Raw genomic sequence first — 22,810 nt, 5'->3', positions numbered from 1 at the left:
AGCTAGCTGGTCGATAGCTGCGTTTGGTTGATTTTTTAAAAACTTCTATTGAGGACGTTATTTTTTCTTAACCGGTCTCTGCCAACCAGCAATATGCCTTTGTTTTCCTCTAGCGATAACGAGTTCATCTTCAGCTGAACTTTTTACAATTGTTGAACCAGCACCAACTGTTGTGCCTTTAGCTAAAGTGACAGGAGCGACAATTGATGAATTAGAACCAACAAACACACTATCTTCTATGGTTGTTCTAAATTTATTCGCGCCATCGTAATTACAAGTAATAGTACCTGCACCCACATTGACGCCAGAACCAATATCACTATCACCCAGATAAGTTAAATGGTTTGCTTTAGAGCCTTTCGCAATTTTAGTGTTTTTGGTTTCAACAAAGTTACCTATATGAACACCTTCAGCGAATTCAGAGCCTGGACGAATTCTTGCAAATGGACCTATAAAGCAGGCTTCGCCAATAGTTGCATCTTCAATCACTGAGTTAGCTTTAACTAAAGTGCCGTCAGCAATTTTACTGTTGCGAATAATACAATTGGCTTCAATTGTCACATTATTGCCTAACTCAACATCGCCTTCGAAAATTGCGTTAACATCAACAGCAACATCTTGGCCGACTTTAACCGATCCTCTTACATCAACTCGTGCTGGGTCCCTAAAAGTAACACCTTCAACCATTAAAGCTTCAACTTGTTTCTGTTGATAAATTCGCTCTAAAGTTGCTTGTTGCATTCTATTATTAACACCTTCCACTTCAGCGGCTTCTGCAGGTTGAGCAGTTGCAATTGGGTAACCTTCTTGGGCGCACATAGCAATAATGTCGGTTAAATAATATTCTTGTTGGGCATTATTATTCGATAGATTAGCTAACCAAGATTTTAATAGTGCAGCGGGGGCGGTTAAAATACCAGTATTAACTTCATTCACTAACTTTTGTTCATCGTTAGCATCTTTTTCTTCAACGATAGCAACTACATTATTTTCAGCATCTCGGATAATACGGCCATAACCTTTTGGATTAGGTAGATCAACCGTCAGCAGACCTATGCCTTTAGTTGGTGCTACTGCTAACAGATTTTGCAAAGTTTCAGCAGTGATAAGTGGTACGTCTCCGTATAGGATAAGTACTTGTTCTTCATCTATATGAGGTAATATTTGTTGAACAGCGTGGCCTGTACCGAGTTGTTCTTTTTGTTCAACCCAAACTAAGTTATCTTCAATAACATTAGCCTTTAATTGCTCACCACCATGACCATAAATCAATATAATTTTTTCTGAATTGAGTTGGTAAGAAGCATCTATAACATGCTTGACCATGGATTTTGCACCAATTTTATGTAGGACTTTAGGTAAACTGGATTTCATGCGTGTGCCTTTGCCTGCGGCAAGGATCACTGTAGATAATGGTTGAGACATCATTTTCTCTGTTTATTTATAATTAATCATAATTTTAGCCTAGGATAGCCAAGCCACTATATTTAGGTCAACCTAATAAGTTATAAATAATTTTATAAATGAGGAAAATAGCTTGTTACTCAAAAATAATACAAAGATTTGCTACCCTAAAATTAATAATCATTAAATTACTCGACTCTTGTTATTTAAGTTACCATAATAACGCCATGATAATTTTTACTTGCAAAGGGTTTGCTTTATGTACAATTTCAATTTTTTTCCTAGAAAGCTAATCAAGCTATCAGCCTTCTGCATTGCAATGTCCCCTGCTGTTTTAACTGCTCAATCTATTGACCAAATTTATTCACAATACTTTAGCGATCTAAAGCAGCATCAATTAGCTAAATTAACTAATCAAGATAAATTGAATATATTCAATCAGAAATACCAAATATGTTCTGAGCAATCTAGCTCAATTACGACAGAGATAGATTACGTTAAGAATAAAATCAAACAGTTACAAAAGAAGCTTAAGCAAGGTGATTCCTTTGCTGAGCTAGACTTAATGTCTTTGACTGAAAAACATGAAAATCTAATTTCAGCAAAATATAAATGCGATACTATTATCGATAACGCTAGTTTGATTAGTGCTAAATTTAAGCAAGAATATCGTGAGTCCAATCAAAAACTAGAACTTAGTAAGCAAAAAGTTCTCGACTTTGCACTTAACGAAAAGTCGTTAAATAGCAAAACAGTGGAAGGGGAAATCACCTATCCATGTGCAAGCGAAGACACTATGCAATGTAAATCTGAAGCTAAAGCCACTTTACTCAAAGAGCTTAGTGAAAAACGTAGTCTTTCGCTTACCTCTAGCTCAGTGATTAATAACTTTATGTTAGAAAGCGATAAAGTAGCCATTACCAGTGAAGCTAAATTTGAGTCAGTTGAATATGTTGCAGAAGAAGTAGTCGATACTAATGAAGGCAAAGCTTATATGTTAAAGGCTATTGCTAGATTCGAAACAGGTTACTCTGATGCAGAAAAAGCAAATGATAAAGCTAAGCTTGTCGTGGCGATTGAGAATTACTTAAGTAAATTAGAAGCAGATTATAAAAATAATTAGTCTTTTATTTAACGCAAAAAATAAAAAAGGACGGCAAGCCGTCCTTTTTTTATCGCTGGTAAAAGTAATCTTACTTAGTATTTTTACGTAAGTCGCTGATTACTCTTAATTGAGCTACCGCTTTAGCTAATTCGATCGCTGCTTGAGCGTATTCGAAATCAGCAGAAGGGTTATTAATATGCTCTTCAGCTTGGCGTTTAGCTTCTAATGCAGCTTGCTCATCCAAATCTTCACCGCGAACGGCTGTATCTGCAAGAACAATAACATTAGTCGGTTGAACTTCTAAAATGCCACCAGACAAATAGATTAGTTCTTCTTCACCAAACTCTTTAACTAGTCTTACCATACCAGGTTTAATCGGTGTAATTAAAGGTGTATGGCCAGGCATGATACCTAGCTCACCTTCGATACCCGTAATCTGGATAGATTCAACTAAACCGGAGAAGATACTTTCTTCGGCGCTGACTACATTTAAATGCGTTGTCATAGCTGCCATAAATTACCTCCGGCTAAATTAAAGGTCTTTAGCTTTTTCAATAGCTTCTTCTATTGGGCCAACCATATAGAAAGCTTGCTCTGGAAGGTGATCATACTCACCAGCTAAAATACCTTTAAATCCAGCGATAGTATCTTTAAGAGATACATAACGACCAGGTGTACTGTTAAATACCTCTGCAACGAAGAACGGCTGAGATAAGAAACGTTGAATCTTACGAGCACGTGCAACGATTTGCTTATCTTCTTCAGATAACTCGTCCATACCTAAGATTGCAATGATATCTTTTAACTCAGTGTAACGTTGTAAAACTATTTGAACGCCACGAGCTGTATCATAGTGCTCTTGACCAACAACTAATGGATCCAACTGACGTGAAGTTGAATCTAGTGGGTCAATCGCTGGGTAGATACCTAATGCCGCGATGTTACGTGAAAGTACAACTGTTGCATCTAAGTGCGAGAAAGTCGTTGCTGGAGATGGATCCGTTAAATCATCCGCAGGTACGTATACCGCTTGGATTGATGTAATTGAACCTGTCTTAGTTGAGGTAATACGCTCTTGTAAAACACCCATTTCTTCAGCAAGTGTAGGTTGGTAACCTACCGCAGATGGCATACGACCTAATAATGCAGATACCTCAGTACCAGCAAGAGTATAACGGTAGATGTTATCTACGAAGAATAATACGTCACGACCTTCGTCACGGAATTTCTCAGCCATAGTCAAACCAGTTAACGCTACGCGTAATCTGTTTCCTGGTGGCTCATTCATTTGACCGTATACTAACGCTACTTTATCAAGTACGTTAGATTCGTTCATTTCATGGTAGAAATCGTTACCTTCACGAGTACGCTCACCAACACCTGCGAATACAGAGAAACCACTGTGCTCGATAGCGATGTTACGAATAAGCTCCATCATGTTTACGGTTTTACCAACACCAGCACCACCGAATAAACCAACTTTACCACCCTTAGCGAATGGACAAACTAGGTCGATAACTTTAACACCAGTTTCTAATAAATCGTTTGAACTTGCTTGCTCTTCATAGCTTGGTGCTTCACGGTGGATAGACCAACGTTCTTCTTCACCAATAGGACCCGCTTCATCGATTGGGTTACCTAAAACGTCCATGATACGACCTAAAGTACAAACACCAACTGGAACCTTAACAGATTCGCCAGAGTTAACTACTTTAAGACCACGACGTAAACCATCAGAAGAACCCATCGCGATGCCACGAACAACACCGCCACCTAATTGCTGCTGAACTTCTATCGTCAGACCAGCGATATCGCCTTCTTCAACTTTCAATGCATCGTATACGTGCGGAACTGAATCTTGTGGAAACTCAATGTCCACAACCGCGCCGATGACTTGAACGACTAGACCTGAACTCATAATCTTTCCTCTAAATCGTTGCTTATGTCTAAACAGCAGCTGCACCAGCTACGATCTCACCCAACTCTTGGGTAATCGCTGCTTGACGCGCTTTGTTGTAGACTAATTGCAATTCATCAATCAAGTTGCCTGCGTTATCAGTTGCGGCTTTCATCGCAACCATACGTGAAGCCATTTCTGAGGCCACGTTTTCAACAACAGCTTGATATACCTGAGATTCAACATAACGAGTTAATAGTGCATCTAAAATAGCTTCTGCACTTGGCTCATATATGTAATCCCACTTATGTTTTTGCTGACTTTCCTCTGCCTTTGGCAAAGGTAAAAGCTGATCGATCTTTGGTTCTTGTGACATAGTGTTTACAAACTTATTGTAAACGACATACAAGCGGTCAATTTCACCTTTATCATATGCTTCTAGCATAACTTGTACAGAACCAATTAAATCAGTTACTGATGGTTTGTCGCCTAAACCTGAAGCTTGGCTGACAATATTTCCACCAAAGCTGTTAAAGAAAGAAGTTGCTTTAGCACCCACAACTCCAAAATCTACTTCAACACCTTTTTGTTTCCAATCAGCGTAGTCTTTAATGACTTTTTTGAACATATTAGCGTTCAAGCCACCACAAAGACCACGATCTGTAGAAACAATAATGTAACCGATACGCTTGACCTCACGTTCTTCCATATAAGGATGCTTATAGTCAGAACTGGCAAGCGCAACGTGACCGATAACCTTACGCATACTTTCTGCGTATGGACGAGAAGCAGACATGCGTTCCTGCGCTCTGCGCATTTTGCTTGCTGCTACCATTTCCATAGCGCTAGTAATCTTCTGAGTGTTTTTAACACTCCCAATCTTACTTTTTATCTCTTTAGCGCCGGCCATTTATCTTCACTCCGATTAAATTAATCGTTAACTACTCTCTTGGTTATTACCAAGTTTGAGTCGCTTTAAATGATTCCAATGCAGCTTTTAAGCTTGCTTCGATATCACCATTATAAGCTCCTGAATCGTCGATTTGTTTCATCAAATCAGCGTGTTCAGATAACATGTATGAGTGAAGTGCCGCTTCGAAATCAAGAATTTTATCTAGTTCGATATCGTTTAGATAACCTTTATCAGCTGAGAATAAAGAAACAGCCATTAAGCTAACACTTAACGGTTTGAATTGCTTTTGTTTCATTAACTCAGTTACGCGTTGACCATGTTCTAATTGAGCACGTGTCGCGTCATCTAAATCTGAAGCAAATTGAGCAAATGCTGCTAATTCACGATATTGAGCAAGTGCTAGACGGATACCACCACCTAACTTTTTAACGATCTTAGTTTGTGCAGCACCACCAACACGAGATACCGAGATACCAGCATTAATTGCCGGACGGATACCTGAGTTAAACATGCCAGCTTCTAAGAAGATCTGACCATCAGTAATCGAGATTACGTTAGTAGGTACGAATGCAGAAACGTCACCAGCTTGAGTTTCGATAATAGGTAATGCTGTTAATGAACCAGTTTTACCTTTAACGTCACCTTTAGTGTATTTTTCAACGTAATCAGCGTTTACACGAGAAGCACGTTCTAATAGACGAGAATGAAGATAGAAAACATCACCTGGGTATGCTTCACGTCCTGGTGGACGACGAAGTAATAGTGAAACTTGACGATATGCAACAGCTTGCTTAGATAAGTCATCATAAACGATTAACGCATCTTCACCACGGTCACGGAAGTATTCACCCATAGTACAACCAGCATAAGGTGCTAGGTACTGAAGTGCCGCCGATTCTGAAGCGTTAGCTGCAACAATAATAGTATTTTCTAAAGCACCGTGCTCTTCTAATTTACGAACAACGTTCGCTAATGTAGAAGCTTTTTGGCCAATCGCAACGTAGATACATTTAACGCCTGTATCTTTTTGGTTGATGATTGCATCGATAGCAATTGCTGATTTACCAATTTGACGGTCACCGATGATAAGCTCACGCTGACCACGACCGATTGGAACCATTGCATCGATAGCTTTATAACCAGTTTGTAATGGCTCATCAACTGATTGACGCTCGATTACACCTGGTGCAATTTTTTCGATAGGTTCAAAACCATCATTTTCGATAGGACCTTTACCGTCGATTGGTTGACCAAGTGTGTTAACAACACGACCTAATAAACCTTTACCAACAGGAACTTCTAAAATACGGCCTGTACCTGTAACTTTAGTACCTTCTTGAAGATCCGCGTACGGACCCATAACAACGGCACCTACAGAGTCTCTTTCTAAGTTTAATGCGATAGCGTAACGGCTACCTGGAAGCTCAATCATTTCACCTTGCATAACATCGGCTAAGCCGTTGATGCGGATGATACCGTCTGTAACAGATACGATAGTACCTTCGTTACGAGCTTCACTGACGATTTCGAACTGTTCAATACGTTTCTTGATCAGTTCTGCAATTTCAGTGGAATTCAGTTGCATGCTCTAATCCCCTACGACTTTAACGCTGTGGTCAGTCGATCCAATTTTCCGCGAATCGTGCTGTCTATAACCATGTCGCCAGCTTTTATTAATAAGCCACCTACGACAGATTCATCAACACGACAATTAAGCTTAACTTTTCTGGCTAAACGTTTCTCTAAGCTGGCTGATAAACTAGTTTGCTGTTTAGCATCTAATTCAACCGCAGATAACACAGATACTTCAATTTCTTTATCGTGTTCTGCTTTTAGTTCAGAAAACATTTTAGATACTTCAGGTAAAGTATTTAAGCGATTGTTTTCAGCCATCACTCTGATTAAATTTTGACCGTTAGAGTCAAGCTGCTCAGCACAAATCTGAATAAAAATTTCAGTAACCTTATCTGCAGAGAGAGAACTTTTCAGTAACTCTACAATGCTTGGGTTTTTAACAACTTCAGTTGCAAAAACCAACATAGATTGCCAATCTTCAATTCGATTTTGCTCAAGCGCATAATCAAAAGCGGCTCTTGCGTATGGTCGGGCAATTGTTGTCAATTCAGACATAAGTTACCCCTTATAATTCCTCAACCAACTGGTCAAGAATGTCCGCGTGAGCCTGAGCATCGATACTACGAGCCAAGATTTTTTCTGCGCCAGCAATTGCCAATACAGACACTTGCTTACGTAGTTCTTCTTTTACACGATTGCGTTCAGCTTCAATTTCAGCCTGACCTTGGGCTAAAATTTTATCGTTTTCAGCTTGGGCTTTAGTAGCCGCTTCTTCAACGATTTGTGCTTCACGTTTTTTCGCTTGTTCAACGATAGCTGCAGCTTGTGTTTTAGCTTCTAACAATTGATTTGCTATTTCTTTCTTAGCGACATCAAGTTGTTTTTCTGCTTCATCAGAGGCAGCTAAGCCATCTGCTATTTTTTTCTGGCGTTCTTCAATTGCACCGTTTAGCTGTGGCCAAACAAATTTCATTGTAAAAACAACGAAAACAAAAAATGCTATCGATTCGCCAATTAGAGTTGCGTTGAGATTCACAACGACCCCCTTAATAAGTTACTTATGTTCGTAAAGATAAAGTGGCTAATAAGATTACACACCAATAACGAACAACATGTATAACGCAATACCTACACCGATCATAGCAATCGCATCGATAAGACCCGCTACAATGAACATTTTAACTTGTAGTTGAGGTGCTAATTCAGGCTGACGAGCAGAAGCTTCTAAGAACTTACCACCTAACATGCCGAAACCAAGTGCAGTACCTAATGCACCTAGACCGATTAAGATAGCAACAGCGATTAATGTCATTTTATTTCTCCAAATATTTGAAAGTTAAAGTTAAAAAATTAAAAGTTAAAAATTAATGTTTTTCACTCATCATGCTCAGATAAACAATCGTAAGCATCATGAAGATAAAAGCTTGCAATGGTATTACTAATAAGTGGAACGCAGCCCAAATAAAGTGAACTGGTAATTGATATAAACCAATTGTCGCAATTAAGACAAATATCAATTCACCTGCATATAAGTTACCAAATAAACGTAATGCTAAAGAAACAGGTTTAGCAACAAGTGCAATTGTTTCTAAGATAAAGTTAAACCAGTATAACCAAGGTGTGTTAAATGGATGTGCATATAACTCTTTTAAAAATCCACCAATTCCTTTGATCTTGACAGAGTAGTAAATCATTAATGCAAATACACCAAAAGACAAACCAAATGTCATGTTTAAGTCAGTAGTTGGTACAATTTTATTGTAAACACCAGATTGACCAGAAGTGATGGTTTCCCATGATTCGCCTGCAATTAAAGACGATAAAGTTGCAATCCAATCAACCGGCACCCAATCCATAGCGTTCATCAAAAACACCCAAACAAAGATAGTTAAAGCTAACGGTGCAATTACTACACTTTTACCATGATAGGTATCTTTAACGCTTTGCCCAACGAACTCGATTATCATTTCAATAAAACATTGAAATTTACCCGGTACGCCAGTGGTTGCTTTTTTTGCTGCACTACGAAAAGTGAGAATAAAGACTAAGCCTAAGAAAATAGACCAGCCTAAGGTATCGATATGCCAACTCCAAAAACCTGCGCCCTCATCTGCACATACTTTACTGCTGGCTAAAGTATAGCCCTCACCAGTATTACACACAGAGGCGTGAGTTAAGTGATGCTGGATATAGCCTTGAGAGGTCAGGCCTTCACCATTTGCTGCCATTGTTGTTTCCCAAAAGTTAAGTAAAAGAATTTGGTGAAAATATATGTGCGACTAAACCGACTGCAAATCCACTAAACAAAAAAGCGACATCAAACGCCTGAGATTTTAGTGCGATAGCCAGTACTATGCTGGTCAACACAAGTTTTACCGAGACTCCACGGTAAAATCGGCTCATAGTTTGCTTTAATTGCGTTGCGCCAGATGAAGAAAACAAAAATACCGCTAAAATAAAATTTGGTAAAATTGCTATTACGCCACCCACAAATAAAGATTGAGCCGATAAAAAATCTGTTACTACTAATACCAATCCGCTTAAAACTAATACTGCAAAAAACTGAAAAGTTATTATTTTACAAGCAGTTAAAAACCCATTAAGGGCTAGTTTATTCAAACGAAAACCTTAGTACTAACTTTGCAAATGTTTACAATCAAAAACAATTACACATAAAATTTGCGCAGAGTATACAGATTTATACTGTATTTTCAACTTAATCTGCGCAAGGTTTTAATTGTTGTAAACGAGAGTGAATAAGGCTTAGCGCCAAGTTTTTTTGTTAATAAATTGTACTCTATCTCAGTTTTTCTAGAATGCCTTCTAAGGCATCTAAATTTGCAAAGTCAATAACCATCTTGCCTTTACCTGAACGGTTGTGACTGATTTTGACTGAAGAACCAAGTATATTTGCCAGTTCATTCTGCAAATTTTCGACATCAGGATCGATTGTTTTCTCAGCTTTTTCTGCTGCTGGCTTTAATAATTTACTGACTAGTTTTTCTGTATCACGAACAGTTAAGCCTTTAGCAGCAACAATTCGACCCGCGTCTGACTGCTGTTCACCTTCCAAACCTAATAGAGCACGAGCATGCCCCATATCTATATCACCATGCTCCAATAGCGTTTTTACTTCATCTTGTAAGGTGTTCAGTCTAAGTAAATTTGTAACTGTTGTTCTTGATTTACCAACTGCTTGAGCAACTTGCTGATGGGTTAAATCAAACTCTGTTAGTAAACGATCTAATGCAATCGCTTCTTCCATCGCATTAAGATCTTCGCGTTGAATATTTTCAATCAAAGCAACTGCAACTGCAGCCTCATCTGGAATATCTTTGATTAAACAAGGTACTTCGGCAAGTTCAGCTATTTGCGCAGCGCGCCATCTTCTCTCACCGGCAATAATTTCATATTGATTTTCACCAGCAACAGGACGAACAACGATAGGCTGGATAATCCCCTGAGCTTTAATTGAATTTGCTAAATCTTCTAGCGCTTCAGGCGACATATCTTTACGTGGTTGATATTTGCCCGGTTGTAAGAACTCTATCGGTAGTTTTTGTAATTCACTCGCTTCAACATGGGATTCAGCTGCTGACTCTTCTGTCGTATTTTGATTTGAATTGTTATTTTGCAACGCGCCGCTTGTCGTTAAGAGTGCATCTAAACCGCGACCTAAACCTCGTTTTTTAACTGACATTGAATTACCTAAATTATATTTATTATGCGACTTGTTTTGATTTTTGTTTTTCACTTCGACGTATCATTTCACCAGCTAGAGCTAGATAAGCTTTTGCACCAGTTGAAGATTTGTCATAGTACATCACAGGTGTACCAAAGCTTGGCGCTTCAGCTAATCGAACATTTCTTGGAATAACTGTTCGATAAACTTTATCACCGAAGTGAGTCTTTAGTTGTTCTGATACATCATTGGCTAATCGATTTCTTGGATCGTACATAGTGCGTAAGATCCCCTCAATTGATAATTTAGGATTAACGACTGAAGCTAATTTATTAATCGTATCCATCAAGGCTGTTAAACCTTCCAATGCATAATATTCACATTGCATTGGCACAAGTACCGAGTCAGCTGCTGCCATGGCATTAACCGTCAACATATTCAGTGAAGGCGGACAATCAATAATTATATAATCATAATTTGCACGAACTTTTTCTAATGCATTTCTGAGTCTAAGCTCGCGAGCAAAGCATTCCATCAACTTTATTTCAGCGGCTGTTACATCTGAGTTAGCCGCAACAAGATCATATTTACCACTCGTATCTTTAACCGCAACTTTATCTAGCGCCTGTTCTTCAATGAGTAATTCATATGCAGTTGCAGGAACTTCATATTTATCGACACCGCTACCCATAGTTGCGTTGCCTTGCGGATCAAGATCAATCAATAAAACTTTGCGTTTTGTTGCCGCCATTGAAGCAGCTAAATTGACAGCTGTCGTTGTTTTACCAACCCCACCTTTTTGATTAGCAATTGCTATGATCTTGCCCATGATTGCTTTACTCCGTTATGCCAATTTAAATTCAATTAGGTGCCTTTCTTCATTCAAGAAAGGGACTTTAATTTCTGTTGATTGTGACAATAAAAATTCTTCAGACAGTGTATCAATTTCTGCGCTTGGATAAACGCCTTTCATCGCAAAAAATTTACCTTCTGGTTTTACCGCTAGATGCTGACACCAAGACAGCATGTCCTCTAACGAAGCAAAAGCTCTACTGAGCACGCCATCAAAGCCTTGGTGATCTTGAAATTCTTCAACTCGACTTTGTACTGGTGTGACATTGGTTATACCTAATGCAAAAATAGTTTGCTTAATGAATCTAATTCGCTTACCTAAACTATCAAGTAAAGTGAATTGACTATCAGGCATCATAATCGCAAGTGGTAATCCAGGTAAACCAGGGCCTGTACCAACATCAATAAAATTTTGTTGCTTTGGCAAGTGAGGCATTAACGCTATTGAATCAGCAATATGTCTAACCATCATGTCCATTGGATCACGAACTGAAGTTAAGTTGTAAGCTTTATTCCATTTATCCAACATTTCAACTAAACCAACAAGTTGTTGTTTTTGTTTTTCTGTTGCTGAAATATCTAATTTATCTAAGCAAGTGTCTAATTTGGTTAGTAACTGATTTGATGAAGCAGACATTAAGCTTGTTTCCTCAATAATCCTTGTTTTTTCAAACTCACTAACAATAACGAAATTGCAGCAGGTGTAATTCCAGATATACGCGACGCTTGGCCAATTGTTTCTGGTTTAAATTCTTTTAATTTAGCAATGACTTCGTTTGATAAACCCGATACTTTACTAAAATCAAATTCATCCGGTAATGCTGTATTTTCATTACGTATGGTCTTTTCGATTTCTTCTTTTTGACGCTGAATATAACCAGAGTATTTAATTTGAATTTCAACTTGTTCACCGGCTATTTTATCTTCAATACCTGGACCAAACTCTTCTATTTCCATTAATTGCGGATAAGTGATTTCAGGTCTTCTAATTAAATCTTCTAGACTGGCTTCTCTGGTAACAGGCATTTTGGTAATCGCGTTCACTTTATCGACGGCCACATGCTTGGTATGAACCCAAGTTTCTTTTAATCTTTGTTTTTCTTTTTCGATTGTCTCAATTTTGTTTGAGAAAAATTCCCAACGCGCATCATCAACTAAACCAATTTGACGGCCTAGTTCAGTTAAGCGTATGTCTGCATTGTCTTCTCTAAGCAACAATCTATATTCCGCTCGGCTTGTAAACATGCGATACGGTTCTTTGGTACCGAGTGTCGTTAAGTCATCAACTAGTACACCTAGGTAAGCATGATCTCTACGTAAAATTAGCGGTTCTTTTTCTTGAGCAAATAACGCCGCATTAGCACCCGCTAATAAACCTTGCGCACCGGCTTCTTCATAACCTGTTGTACCGTTAATTTGTCCAGCAAAGAATAAACCTTTGATAAATTTAGTTTCTAGAGATTGTTTTAAATCTCTTGGATCAAAATAATCGTATTCAATGGCATAGCCAGGACGAATAATATGAGCATTTTCCAAACCAGCAATTGAATGGACTAAATTCATTTGCACATCAAAAGGTAAACTCGTTGAGATCCCGTTAGGATATACTTCATGAGTGGTTAAACCTTCTGGTTCAATAAATATTTGGTGTGAATCTTTATCTGCAAAACGCATGATTTTGTCTTCGATAGAAGGGCAGTATCTAGGACCTATACCTTCAATCACACCTGAATACATAGGCGATCTATCTAAACCACCACGAATAACATCATGTGTTTTGGTATTAGTGTGCGTTATATAACATGAAATTTGTTTTGGTTGATCTGAATGTTTACCCATAAACGAGAATAACGGAGTAGGGTTGTCACCTGGTTGTTCTTGCATTTTGCTAAAATCAATTGTTCTAGCATCAATACGAGGAGGTGTACCCGTTTTTAATCGATCAACTCTAAACGGTAATTCTCTTAAACGTTTTGCTAAAGCGATAGATGGTGGATCACCAGCTCGTCCGCCACTGTAATTTTCCAGACCTATATGAATTAATCCACCTAAGAAAGTACCTGTTGTTAATACGACAGACTTAGCATAAAACTTAAGTCCCATTTGAGTAACAACACCTGTAACTTTGTCATTTTCAACGATTAAATCATCACAAGCTTGCTGAAATATTTTTAAATTATCTTGGTTTTCAAGAACATAACGAACAGCTGCTTTATATAAAACTCTATCTGCTTGAACACGAGTAGCTCTAACAGCTGGTCCTTTGCTTGAATTTAAAGTTCTAAATTGAATACCGCCTTTATCTGCAGCATGTGCCATTACACCACCTAAAGCGTCAATTTCTTTAACTAGATGACCTTTACCTATACCGCCTATGGCTGGATTACATGACATTTGACCTAAGGTTTCTACATTATGAGTTAACAATAACGTATTCATACCCATACGAGCAGCTGCTAATGCTGCTTCTGTACCAGCATGACCACCACCTACGACAATAACATCAAAACTTTGTTCAAATGACTGCATAAAAATTGTCTCTATTTTTGGTATCTAGAAAAAGGGTCGGCTATTTTATAGCCTAATCCTTCTTATTGGAAATTAAATAACGTGATTTTAAATTAAAACGTTTTTTTGTTTTCTTCTTTTTTTGAGTTTTTAATTAGTAATTAATTATATATATATATAAAAGATCTTATTATTACTGTTATTAGTGATCGATATTTCTGTGTATAAGCCAAAAAAAACTAATAAATTCAAATTATTGGACAAAGAATAAGAAGTGATCAATAACTGATCAATCTTTGATCAACTTGGTTATAACTAGCCTAGTTATACACATTCAATTTAATCCCCAAAACTATCCAATGAAAAAAGCGGACTTATACGGCCATTATCCCAAAGATATCAACAAGGGTGATTTTTATATACAAACAATGTGGATAACTTGTGATGATCTAGTGATCAACCTTTGATCAAATAGTGATCAGCTAGATAAACACTGGCTTTACGTAATTCGTTCAATAAACAAACAATTGATAGTTTACGCTAAAATTGTACAAATAATAACCAGAATAAGAAAATGTATTTTCTTCGCTTTATTTGATCTATTTGCGATGTAAATATCTATTAATTAGGCATAATAAGCAGTTATAAATTGATTTAATCTCAGGTTTAAGCTCACTTTATCTAATTAATTGAGATAATGGTGGCAACTCAAGCTGACATTTTTATAGAGTTTTTGTATATGAAGTATCAAGGCACAGCTAATTTTGAGCACAACTCAAAAGCTAAAATTGGAGTTTTAATTACAAATTTAGGTACTCCAGAAGCACCTACTAAGTCAGGATTAAGAAAATACTTAAAACAATTTTTATCAGATCCCAGAGTGGTAGAAGTGCCTAGATTGCTTTGGTGGTTTATTTTAAATGGCGTTATTTTAAATATTAGACCATCTCGTTCAGCTAAAGCTTATCAAGGTGTTTGGACCGAGCAAGGTTCTCCCTTAATGGTCCATACTCAAAACCAGCATGCAGCTTTAAAAAAGCAGTTAACTAAAGAATTTGGTGAACAAATCTTAGTTGAATTTGCAATGCGTTATGGGCAGCCAGCTATTTCTGATGTGATTGAAAGCATGCAGCAACAAGGCGTGACTAAACTAGTTGTGTTACCTTTATATCCCCAATACTCAGCTGCGACAAGTGCTTCTACATTTGATGCTATCTCTGATGATTTTAAGCAAAGGCGCTGGTTACCTGATTTTAGGTTTATTAGCCATTACCATGATGATCTTAACTATATAAAGGCATTAGCTAATAAAATAAAACAGCATTGGCAAATTAATGGCCAAGCGGAGAAGTTAGTGTTTTCATATCATGGTGTCCCGCAAAAATATTTAGATAAGGGTGACCCTTATCATTGTGAATGTTATAAAACATCAAGATTGGTTGCAGAACAGCTGGGTTTAAATAAAGATCAATATATCACTGCTTTTCAAAGTCGATTTGGTCGAGAAGAATGGATTAAGCCATATACAGATGCTAGTTTAAAATCATTTGCCCAACAGGGAATTAAATTTGTTCAAGTTGTTTGTCCAGGCTTTAGTGCTGATTGTTTAGAAACAATAGAAGAAATAGGTGAGGAGAATAGGGATTACTTCTTAGAAGCTGGCGGGGAAAAATTTGAGTATATTCCAGCATTAAATAGTGATGCAGAACATATTGATGCATTAGCTGAAATAATAAAATCTAACATTCAAGGTTGGCAAGTAACCCAAGACTTAGCATTAACTTTAGAGCAAGCAAAATCATATGGTGCAACAGAATAAATGGATAATGATTTTCCAATAAAAATAAATATGCAGGCATTGCTTGCAGATAATAGTCAAAGAAATATGGCACTTGAGTTACTAGAGGCTTGGTTTAATTTTCAAGCTCTGAAGCAAGGTTGGTATGCCAGTGAGGACTTTGTTTTAAGCTTTGATATACATTTAGTAACCGAAGTCGATTTTTCTGAAAAATCACAACAACTAAATAAATCTAATTGGTTGTTTGATGATGAAAATATGAGTTTGGTTAATTTTAATCCAAGTGATTTATTAACCACTGGGTTTATTGGATTAACTCAAAATGATTTAGCTTTAGCTAAACAATCAGACAGTCAATTTGAAGCTTGTTTAAAACGTAAAATACTGACTGTCATCAATACAATTGCAGCGCAAAATGGCTTAGCAATTATTTAGCGATAGGCATATTTAGAAACTATAACTGGCACCTATTAAAATAGTTTGTTGACCATAGTCATAATTATTTATATTCGAGCTGTTATTTACTTTATTGATTTCTGCTAATAATGATAAATTTGGAGTAATTAAATACTCAACATCTGCTGAAAAATTGAGTCTATTATCATTACGTTTCAAACTAGTACCATCAATATATGTATTTGCATCTTTGTATTGGCTGGTTCTATAGTCAACTCCTAACGAAATATGCCATTGTTCGATTTGCCAATACCTGTCTAATAAAACATTAGAGCGGCTAGCAGAGTAACTGGTAAATGTATTTCCTTCATCAGACAATACCTGTCTATCATTTTTGTTATCTATATCGTATCTAAAACCGAGTTTCCAATTTCCATTGTTCACTTTGTAAGTGTAATTAGCGATAAATTTTTGTGAATTTCCGGCAAGATAATAATAAGCAGAATTGTCTTCAGATATGTTTTTTAATTGTAGTTCTATATCTAAATCGCTTTTATCTGAAATTTCAAATTCTGCACCTAAAGCTAATTTTTGGTTCGATAAATAAGGATTTCCGGATAACTTTAATTGGTCGTAACTAGCTGAAACATGGTAACGAACTGAATCTTGAGCCGCTAGAGTGAAATATTTTTTAGCGGTTAGGCTCAGCAAAGATACGTCGTAATCCTCAGCTTCTGAATACTGACTGCTAAAATAAGTTAAATCAATAAACCAAAGATTTTTTGAATTGGAGACTAAACTAATATTTGCCAACGTTTCAATATAGTTATCACTGGCATCTGTATAAGTTTCTTCTGTCGGAATCAGGACATTATTATCTGTTCCATAACCTATGTTTAGCGAGCCTTGCCAGCTCAAATTTGAACTAGGCATAGCTGTTTTTCTGTCAGGTTTGAGCAATTTAATTTGTTGATAAGCCAGTTGGCTTAATTTTTCTTGTTCGCTAGTTAAGTAAACATCTTCAAAATGAACAAGTGCTAAATCTATATTACCTAATTTTTTATAGCTAACAGCTATATTGTATTTTATTAAGTCCGTTTCGGTTAATTGATTAAAGAGCGCTAATGCTTGTTGCCAATTTTTTAATTTAAACTGGCAAACCGCCATATTGTACAAGGTACTTTCTAAAGGCTTCATTTGGTTTGATTGTTCATAAAGGGTATAGGCGGATTGATAATTTTTAGTATTAAATGCTTGATGGGCTTGAGAGAGTATTTCTTTATACCCTGATGTTTCTGCTTTTATTGAGCTAGTGACGATAAAACAAAATGCGATAACAACAGACTTAATCAGTAATTTCATAATTTTGCCTTGTCCTCTGTATGGAGGATTTATTATTTTTTTGAGGTGTTTAACTCAGGTTTATAGGAAATTATCTGAGTTATAAATTTGAGATTAAAAAAGCGTGGATAAAACAGCAAGCCATTCTACCCACGCTTACACCTCAAACTTTGTCATTTTACTATGACTAGTATTAATTTTATGAGCCAGTTGGCTATAGATTAATCTTGAATTTTTTCTCTATTTTGTTTTTTTCTATCTCTTATTTTGTCTTTGATTTGATCTTTTAACTTGTCTTTTGCTTCTTTTTTAATCTCGACTAATGAGTTTTTAAGATCTTCGTTTTCATCAACATAGCTTTTCATCGCTTCTCTATCTTCGCGTTTTTTAGCTCTTAATTCTTCTCGTTTTGCTTTTAAAGCTTCTGGATCACCAGCATCTCTTAATGCTTTAAGTTCTGTTCTTTCAGCTTCTCTTTCAACTTTTTGAGCATCAATTTCAGCTTGAGTAATATCACCTTTTTCTAGCATATAGTCTAAGATGGTATCGCGAAGTGGAAGTCCAAGCTTGTGGCCACGTTTTACTTCTTCTTTAGCTATTTCCATTGTTACATCATCTAGATCAACGGCTTGTACTTGGGTTGATAAGCTTGCAACAAAAGCTGAAATTAAGGTCATTTTTAAGATATTTGTTTTCATAATTAATACTCTTTTTAAAATTAATATTTGTGAAAGTAAATTAAGCTATTTTTACTCTATTTACGTTTGGTTATGAGGTGTGACCAAATTCACTTTAAGTTCAAAATCCTTTTGTTTATTGTTGTAATTAATATTTGCCATAAAGCTCAAAGCTTGATGTAAATTAGTTCCGGCTGCGACTTCAATCGGTAAAGAAAGATTGTTTGCTCCTTGTTTTAAATCTACAGGCCAACTAAAACTGGATAAGGTACTTAATCCTGCTAGTTGTACATTGTTAGGTAAGGTTATTTTTAAATCAGCGTTTGGCATATCTTCCGGTACATATATCACTAAGGTTACTTCTGTTGAGAACACCTCTGTTTTTACCAGCTCAGGTGTGATAGTTTCCGGCTTATTTACAAATTGCCAAGATGAAAAAATAGCGAGAAATAATACTGAGGCTGCAATAAAACCTTTATAAAAACTCGCATTTTGACTTGATTTACCTGGCTGATTTTTTGCTTGATGTAGCATTCTTGCGGCTAAACCAGGTTCTAGTTCAGGCGATTTAAACTTAACCATTGAGTTTAAATAGTCTTGATGCTGAGCTATTTTTTTACTACATGTATCGCAATTTGATATATGTTCGCTAACTTGGCTTTGCAGATTATCTGCTAGTAAGTTGTCGCAAAAATCGTTTATGTAATGTTCTACTTGGTCACAGTTCATTTGATTATCCAGCTTTTAATCGCTTCTATAAATACTGACGTAAATCTAAATCTGAAGGTTGCAGCTTTAAAAAATTTTTTAATTTAGCGCGTGCTCTATGTAAATCTGACTTTAATGTACCGAGGGGTTTATCTAATATTTCAGCTAATTCAGTTAATGAATGTCCTTGAATATCGTGCAAACTAACAACCGCTCTTTGGTTCGGTGATAGAGTTTGTAAACCCACTACAATTTGCTGATTCATTATGGTTTGAGCATAATCATTTTTGTGTGCTGCAAGGTTTTCTAAACAAGTATCATCTAGCTCGGTTACTTGATTGTGATTTTTGTTTCGACGGCAGTTGTCTATAAATTTGTGATAGAGACAACGCATTAACCAAGGCTTGAGCTTTTCTACTTTTTGAAGTTTTTGTTGATTCTCATAAAGGTAGATCAGTAAATCTTGAGTTAGGTCTTCTGCGTCTGATTTTGTCCCTGTGTATTGATAGGCTACTTTAAATAGCAAATCGATATATGGAGCTAACTTAGCTTCAAAGCTTTGCTCTTTATTTGCTTGTTTAAAAAAAGACAATACTTGGTTCATAAAGAGATCAAAATATTCCTGTTGTTATTAATAGTAACTATCATTTATTTATGACCTATTTGGGCCTTTTAAATGTACAATCTCGCTTTCCTGTTTACCAAGACGAAAGTTGTTTTAAATAGGTTGCATTTTATTTAATAAATTTAACTTTTTATTTTTTTGTAGCCAGTATAGGTTTCATATGAAAGCAAATCATAGTCAAAAACAATCCATTTTTTCATTAACCTGGCCCTTATTCATTGATTTTGCATTGCATTTTTTAACGGGTGCTATTAATACCTTTATGATTAGTCATGTGTCTTATCAAGGTGTAGCTGCATTAGCTGTAGGTAATCAAGTTTTCCATCTCGCTATTACTTTATTTAGCTTTGTCACTATAGGTGCGAGTGTTGTTATTACCCAATATTTAGGGGCAAAAAATAAAGAAGCTGCTCAATCTGTTGTTTATTCTTCAATTGGCTTTAATGTTTGCTTAGGCGCTGTTGCCGCTTTTGGCATTATTGCCGGTGCGGGGACTATTTTAACTTTAATGAATCTACCGTCGGAGCTATTAGCGGATGGCAAAATGTATCTGCAAATAATAGGGCTCTGTTTATTACCTGAAGCTGTCGCTATGTGTTTAGCTGCCGCTATGAGGGCACATGGTTTCACCTTGCAAGCTATGTGGGTTACCTTAGTGATGAATTTGATAACCTTTGTTGGTAACTTATTTTTACTATATGGCTGGTTTGGTATTCCGCAAATGGGTGTTGCTGGTGTCGCAATTAGCACTGCCGTAGGGCGAGTAATAGGTATGGCTATAATGGCTGCTTTATTCGTTAAATACACAGGCATTCACTTGTATTGGTCTGCAATTGTAAAGCCGCAAAAATATTATTTACAAAAAGTTTTTAAGATAGGTTTACCTGCTGCTGGTGAAAATGTGTCTTGGATGCTGCAATTTATGGTTGTAACTGCATTTGTAGGCTTGATGGGAGATAAAGCGCTAGCAGCCCAGTCGTTATATTTTCAGACTTGTATGTTTATTTTACTCTTTGGTTTATCTATTGGCATTGCTAATGAAATTATAGTGGGTCACTTAGTCGGTGCTAAAGACTATCAAGCGGCTGAGTCTCAGATGTATCGCTCGTTAAAAATTGGCTTTATTGTGACGAGTATAGTGGCTGCATTTGCGGCTATATTTGGTACAGATTTAGTTGTATTATTTACTCAAGATGCTGAAATTATAGTTATGGTTAGTCAGTTATTCATGATTACTTTGTTTATGGAACCTGGACGAACGTTTAACTTGGTTGTGATTAATGCTTTGCGTGCGAGTGGTGATGCCCATTATCCATTTTATGTTGGTTTGTGCTCTATGTGGTGTATTGCTGTACCTTGTGCTTATTTATTTGGCATAGTTTTAGACTATGGTTTAGTTGGTGTGTGGCTTGCGTTAGCTATAGATGAGTGGACAAGAGGACTGGCTATGCTTTGGCGCTGGCGGACTGGCAGATGGAAAACTAAGTCTTTAGTTGTGTAAAATTTAGATTAATAAATAGTTTTATTTTGGTATATTGCGCAACGGAAATAAAAATATTAAAAGGGTTAAAATGAAACTATTTAAGCAAGTCTTTTGTTTACTATTTATCACCTTGTTAGTTGCTAGCTGCGCTAATACTTCAAGAACAAAAGGTAAAGTTTATAAAATAAATAAGCAAGTTACGGTACCAAATGAAACTGTGGTTGCTATTTACTTACCTAAACAAATATCTGAAATGGAGTTTTGGGTCAATGCTGCAAACAGCTGGCACAAACCGGGCAGTGCAATTAAAGATGCAGTTAGCACAGCCTTTGGTCAATACTTTAAGCAGGTTGTTTTCTTTGATAAAAAATCAGATATTAAACCAGGTTTATTTATAGATTTAGATCCAGATTGGGATTTTAAATCAGGCAATATACTAATGGACATTGAATATAAAATATTTGATGGCTCAGGTAAGGAAATCACGAAAGGCAAGGTTGAAGGTAAGTCTGGTATGAATTTTACTAATTCAGATGCAGCTTATTACAACTCAGCATATCAGGGATTACAGCTTTTAGCGGTTAGGATTTTAAATAATAACCTGCCGTCGCCTGAAAAATTTCCAGCTAATTTAAGTATGAATCAATTCGACTTGAATCATTTAGTTAACATAGAAAAGCCTATTAGTAGCGGTACAGGGTTTTTCTTAAATCAATCAGGCGAAGTTATTACGGCGAATCACGTAGTAGATGATTGTTTTATCATTAAAGTTAAACAAGATGGCTTTTTAGAGCCAGCTACTATCTCTCATTCGAGTAATCTTCTTGATATAGCAACGCTTAAAACCAATGCTAAAACCGATAATTACCTTAAATTAAGAGATACAGACGAATTAGAACTAGGCGAAAAAATTACGACTGTTAGTTATCCATTAAAAGGTTTGTTAGAGTCTTCGCCAAATATGACTTTTGGTAATCTAACTTCTAAAAAAGCACTAACTGGCTCGCTTGGCCTTTATCAATTTAGTGCACCTATCCAACCAGGATCGAGTGGTGGCGCTATTGTCTCGGATAATTCAGAATTAATTGGTGTCGTGACCAGTACGCTTAATATTACTAATTTAGCTAAAAAGGGCATTATTCCGCAAAATGTTAACTTTGCACTGGATGTTAAATATCTAAGAAAATTTTTAGATAAAAATGAAGTAGGCTACCAAACTGCGACTGAGTTTGAGGCTGGAAAATCAAGCCAAACTGCATTATCGACAGCAGTACAAATTGCTTGCTACCAATAAAGGAATTTAATTATGAAGATGATTGTTAATTTACTTATCCTTTTAGGTTTATCCATTCCGGCATATGCTGAAGCAGATAAGCCTTTCCCTGAAATTCGTTATATTAGTAACTTGGATGATGAAGCGAGTTTCGATGTTTTAAAAGAGCACAAAGCCTTTGATAATTTATCTAAAGATTTACCCGGCTGTCCAATTAGCCTAGTGGTCTCGTTTGAAACTATGTCGACAGCTGGCGGTGCTGCAGCTTCATTTACATCTATCATGCTTTCTGCGGGTACTTTAGGTGTAGTGCCTGTAGTGAGTAATAATGATGTTGTGATCAAGTATAAATTAAGAGTTCATGGCAACTTAATTACTGAATATTCTTATGTAAATAATTTCACTGATGCTCAATTTTTGTATGCGATCGAACATGGATTAAGTAAAGAAGCTAAAGTATGGGCAGGTTCGACTGTTGAGAACTTTTTAGCAGATTTTTCTAAAGATGAAAAAGTTAAGACTTTACTTGAAGAGTATGATTATTACTTTGCCGAAGCGGCGGATAAATCTTAA

General features: G+C 36.5%; 24 protein-coding genes. 6 read left to right on the top strand and 18 right to left on the bottom strand.

The genetic code is table 11. The features are described from left to right. Positions 1 to 57: 57 nt before the first annotated feature. Complete coding sequence (glmU, locus tag XM47_RS05955) at positions 58 to 1,425, bottom strand: bifunctional UDP-N-acetylglucosamine diphosphorylase/glucosamine-1-phosphate N-acetyltransferase GlmU (protein ID WP_048690943.1); 1,368 nt, start codon at positions 1,423 to 1,425, stop codon at positions 58 to 60. A gap of 238 nt (positions 1,426 to 1,663) precedes the next feature. On the opposite strand from glmU, the gene XM47_RS05950 reads away from it, so the two are divergent. Next, on the top strand, positions 1,664 to 2,527 hold the full coding sequence (locus tag XM47_RS05950) for a hypothetical protein (protein WP_048690721.1): 864 nt from the start codon (positions 1,664 to 1,666) through the stop codon (positions 2,525 to 2,527). Positions 2,528 to 2,597: 70 nt separating this feature from the next. On the opposite strand, the gene XM47_RS05945 is transcribed toward XM47_RS05950, so the two are convergent. From XM47_RS05945 to mnmG, 13 genes are all read right to left on the bottom strand, one after another. Then, a complete protein-coding gene (locus tag XM47_RS05945) occupies positions 2,598 to 3,023 on the bottom strand; it encodes a F0F1 ATP synthase subunit epsilon (protein ID WP_048690719.1) in 426 nt (141 codons plus the stop codon). A gap of 18 nt (positions 3,024 to 3,041) precedes the next feature. Continuing rightward, positions 3,042 to 4,427 (bottom strand): F0F1 ATP synthase subunit beta, encoded by a 1,386-nt coding sequence (gene atpD / locus XM47_RS05940; protein WP_048690717.1) that lies wholly within the window; start codon positions 4,425 to 4,427, stop codon positions 3,042 to 3,044. A gap of 28 nt (positions 4,428 to 4,455) precedes the next feature. Then, positions 4,456 to 5,316 (bottom strand): F0F1 ATP synthase subunit gamma, encoded by an 861-nt coding sequence (gene atpG / locus XM47_RS05935; protein WP_048690715.1) that lies wholly within the window; start codon positions 5,314 to 5,316, stop codon positions 4,456 to 4,458. 46 nt (positions 5,317 to 5,362) lie between these two features. Further along, the gene (gene atpA / locus XM47_RS05930; protein ID WP_048690714.1) at positions 5,363 to 6,904 is read right to left on the bottom strand and encodes a F0F1 ATP synthase subunit alpha; all 1,542 of its coding nucleotides are present in this window, start codon (positions 6,902 to 6,904) and stop codon (positions 5,363 to 5,365) included. Positions 6,905 to 6,915: 11 nt separating this feature from the next. Further along, entirely contained in the window at positions 6,916 to 7,449 is a 534-nt protein-coding gene (atpH, locus tag XM47_RS05925) for a F0F1 ATP synthase subunit delta (RefSeq protein WP_048690712.1), read from the bottom strand. 10 nt (positions 7,450 to 7,459) lie between these two features. After that, positions 7,460 to 7,930 (bottom strand): F0F1 ATP synthase subunit B, encoded by a 471-nt coding sequence (gene atpF / locus XM47_RS05920; protein ID WP_048690710.1) that lies wholly within the window; start codon positions 7,928 to 7,930, stop codon positions 7,460 to 7,462. A gap of 54 nt (positions 7,931 to 7,984) precedes the next feature. Continuing rightward, positions 7,985 to 8,206: a F0F1 ATP synthase subunit C gene (atpE, locus tag XM47_RS05915; protein ID WP_048690709.1), complete on the bottom strand. Its 222-nt coding sequence runs from the start codon at positions 8,204 to 8,206 to the stop codon at positions 7,985 to 7,987. Between the two features lie 52 nt (positions 8,207 to 8,258). Beyond that, positions 8,259 to 9,122, bottom strand: coding sequence for a F0F1 ATP synthase subunit A (gene atpB / locus XM47_RS05910; protein ID WP_048690707.1), 864 nt, complete (start codon positions 9,120 to 9,122; stop codon positions 8,259 to 8,261). Between the two features lie 16 nt (positions 9,123 to 9,138). After that, on the bottom strand, positions 9,139 to 9,513 hold the full coding sequence (locus XM47_RS05905) for an ATP synthase subunit I (protein WP_048690705.1): 375 nt from the start codon (positions 9,511 to 9,513) through the stop codon (positions 9,139 to 9,141). A 178-nt stretch (positions 9,514 to 9,691) separates the two neighbouring features. Beyond that, a complete protein-coding gene (locus XM47_RS05900) occupies positions 9,692 to 10,594 on the bottom strand; it encodes a ParB/RepB/Spo0J family partition protein (RefSeq protein ID WP_048690942.1) in 903 nt (300 codons plus the stop codon). 22 nt (positions 10,595 to 10,616) lie between these two features. After that, entirely contained in the window at positions 10,617 to 11,405 is a 789-nt protein-coding gene (locus XM47_RS05895) for a ParA family protein (protein ID WP_048690703.1), read from the bottom strand. Between the two features lie 15 nt (positions 11,406 to 11,420). Beyond that, positions 11,421 to 12,065 (bottom strand): 16S rRNA (guanine(527)-N(7))-methyltransferase RsmG, encoded by a 645-nt coding sequence (gene rsmG, locus XM47_RS05890; protein ID WP_048690701.1) that lies wholly within the window; start codon positions 12,063 to 12,065, stop codon positions 11,421 to 11,423. Continuing rightward, the gene (mnmG, locus tag XM47_RS05885) at positions 12,065 to 13,957 is read right to left on the bottom strand and encodes a tRNA uridine-5-carboxymethylaminomethyl(34) synthesis enzyme MnmG (protein ID WP_048690699.1); all 1,893 of its coding nucleotides are present in this window, start codon (positions 13,955 to 13,957) and stop codon (positions 12,065 to 12,067) included. Before mnmG ends, rsmG begins: the two co-directional genes overlap by 1 nt. A gap of 718 nt (positions 13,958 to 14,675) precedes the next feature. Here mnmG and hemH point away from each other — a divergent pair. Further along, positions 14,676 to 15,755, top strand: coding sequence for a ferrochelatase (gene hemH, locus XM47_RS05880; protein WP_048690941.1), 1,080 nt, complete (start codon positions 14,676 to 14,678; stop codon positions 15,753 to 15,755). After that, a complete protein-coding gene (locus tag XM47_RS05875) occupies positions 15,756 to 16,169 on the top strand; it encodes a hypothetical protein (RefSeq protein WP_048690697.1) in 414 nt (137 codons plus the stop codon). Positions 16,170 to 16,181: 12 nt separating this feature from the next. On the opposite strand, the gene XM47_RS05870 is transcribed toward XM47_RS05875, so the two are convergent. The 4 genes from XM47_RS05870 to XM47_RS05855 form a co-directional block, all read right to left on the bottom strand. Then, positions 16,182 to 17,492: a CDC27 family protein gene (locus XM47_RS05870; RefSeq protein ID WP_048690696.1), complete on the bottom strand. Its 1,311-nt coding sequence runs from the start codon at positions 17,490 to 17,492 to the stop codon at positions 16,182 to 16,184. 200 nt (positions 17,493 to 17,692) lie between these two features. Further along, positions 17,693 to 18,169, bottom strand: coding sequence for a hypothetical protein (locus XM47_RS05865; RefSeq protein WP_048690695.1), 477 nt, complete (start codon positions 18,167 to 18,169; stop codon positions 17,693 to 17,695). Positions 18,170 to 18,229: 60 nt separating this feature from the next. Beyond that, positions 18,230 to 18,877 carry an anti-sigma factor family protein gene (locus XM47_RS05860; protein WP_048690694.1) on the bottom strand — a complete coding sequence of 216 codons (648 nt, stop codon included), beginning with the start codon at positions 18,875 to 18,877 and terminating at the stop codon, positions 18,230 to 18,232. Positions 18,878 to 18,902: 25 nt separating this feature from the next. Further along, positions 18,903 to 19,460: an RNA polymerase sigma factor gene (locus tag XM47_RS05855; protein ID WP_048690693.1), complete on the bottom strand. Its 558-nt coding sequence runs from the start codon at positions 19,458 to 19,460 to the stop codon at positions 18,903 to 18,905. A 181-nt stretch (positions 19,461 to 19,641) separates the two neighbouring features. Here XM47_RS05855 and XM47_RS05850 point away from each other — a divergent pair, with 181 nt between their 5' ends. The 3 genes from XM47_RS05850 (at position 19,642) to XM47_RS05840 (ending at position 22,810) form a co-directional block, all read left to right on the top strand. Further along, a complete protein-coding gene (locus XM47_RS05850; protein WP_048690692.1) occupies positions 19,642 to 20,982 on the top strand; it encodes an MATE family efflux transporter in 1,341 nt (446 codons plus the stop codon). A gap of 70 nt (positions 20,983 to 21,052) precedes the next feature. Further along, the gene (locus XM47_RS05845; RefSeq protein WP_048690690.1) at positions 21,053 to 22,258 is read left to right on the top strand and encodes a S1 family peptidase; all 1,206 of its coding nucleotides are present in this window, start codon (positions 21,053 to 21,055) and stop codon (positions 22,256 to 22,258) included. 12 nt (positions 22,259 to 22,270) lie between these two features. Continuing rightward, on the top strand, positions 22,271 to 22,810 hold the full coding sequence (locus tag XM47_RS05840) for a hypothetical protein (RefSeq protein WP_048690689.1): 540 nt from the start codon (positions 22,271 to 22,273) through the stop codon (positions 22,808 to 22,810).

Source organism: Catenovulum maritimum (assembly GCF_001050375.1).
Taxonomy (GTDB): Bacteria; Pseudomonadota; Gammaproteobacteria; order Enterobacterales; family Alteromonadaceae; genus Catenovulum; species Catenovulum maritimum.
Note: the sequence above shows the minus strand (reverse complement) of the source record. Positions and strands in the feature narration are given on the sequence as shown.

Coding starts and splice junctions, on each gene's coding strand:
- hemH (WP_048690941.1), top strand. CDS start 14,676: ATGAAGTATCAAGGCACAGCTAATTTTGAGCACAACTCAAAAGCTAAA.
- XM47_RS05945 (WP_048690719.1), bottom strand. CDS start 3,023: ATGGCAGCTATGACAACGCATTTAAATGTAGTCAGCGCCGAAGAAAGT.
- XM47_RS05865 (WP_048690695.1), bottom strand. CDS start 18,169: ATGAAAACAAATATCTTAAAAATGACCTTAATTTCAGCTTTTGTTGCA.
- rsmG (WP_048690701.1), bottom strand. CDS start 12,065: ATGTCTGCTTCATCAAATCAGTTACTAACCAAATTAGACACTTGCTTA.
- glmU (WP_048690943.1), bottom strand. CDS start 1,425: ATGTCTCAACCATTATCTACAGTGATCCTTGCCGCAGGCAAAGGCACA.
- atpB (WP_048690707.1), bottom strand. CDS start 9,122: ATGGCAGCAAATGGTGAAGGCCTGACCTCTCAAGGCTATATCCAGCAT.
- atpD (WP_048690717.1), bottom strand. CDS start 4,427: ATGAGTTCAGGTCTAGTCGTTCAAGTCATCGGCGCGGTTGTGGACATT.
- atpG (WP_048690715.1), bottom strand. CDS start 5,316: ATGGCCGGCGCTAAAGAGATAAAAAGTAAGATTGGGAGTGTTAAAAAC.
- XM47_RS05840 (WP_048690689.1), top strand. CDS start 22,271: ATGAAGATGATTGTTAATTTACTTATCCTTTTAGGTTTATCCATTCCG.
- XM47_RS05875 (WP_048690697.1), top strand. CDS start 15,756: ATGGATAATGATTTTCCAATAAAAATAAATATGCAGGCATTGCTTGCA.
- atpA (WP_048690714.1), bottom strand. CDS start 6,904: ATGCAACTGAATTCCACTGAAATTGCAGAACTGATCAAGAAACGTATT.
- XM47_RS05870 (WP_048690696.1), bottom strand. CDS start 17,492: ATGAAATTACTGATTAAGTCTGTTGTTATCGCATTTTGTTTTATCGTC.
- XM47_RS05950 (WP_048690721.1), top strand. CDS start 1,664: ATGTACAATTTCAATTTTTTTCCTAGAAAGCTAATCAAGCTATCAGCC.
- XM47_RS05900 (WP_048690942.1), bottom strand. CDS start 10,594: ATGTCAGTTAAAAAACGAGGTTTAGGTCGCGGTTTAGATGCACTCTTA.
- XM47_RS05895 (WP_048690703.1), bottom strand. CDS start 11,405: ATGGGCAAGATCATAGCAATTGCTAATCAAAAAGGTGGGGTTGGTAAA.
- atpH (WP_048690712.1), bottom strand. CDS start 7,449: ATGTCTGAATTGACAACAATTGCCCGACCATACGCAAGAGCCGCTTTT.
- XM47_RS05850 (WP_048690692.1), top strand. CDS start 19,642: ATGAAAGCAAATCATAGTCAAAAACAATCCATTTTTTCATTAACCTGG.
- atpE (WP_048690709.1), bottom strand. CDS start 8,206: ATGACATTAATCGCTGTTGCTATCTTAATCGGTCTAGGTGCATTAGGT.
- XM47_RS05860 (WP_048690694.1), bottom strand. CDS start 18,877: ATGAACTGTGACCAAGTAGAACATTACATAAACGATTTTTGCGACAAC.
- XM47_RS05855 (WP_048690693.1), bottom strand. CDS start 19,460: ATGAACCAAGTATTGTCTTTTTTTAAACAAGCAAATAAAGAGCAAAGC.
- XM47_RS05845 (WP_048690690.1), top strand. CDS start 21,053: ATGAAACTATTTAAGCAAGTCTTTTGTTTACTATTTATCACCTTGTTA.
- mnmG (WP_048690699.1), bottom strand. CDS start 13,957: ATGCAGTCATTTGAACAAAGTTTTGATGTTATTGTCGTAGGTGGTGGT.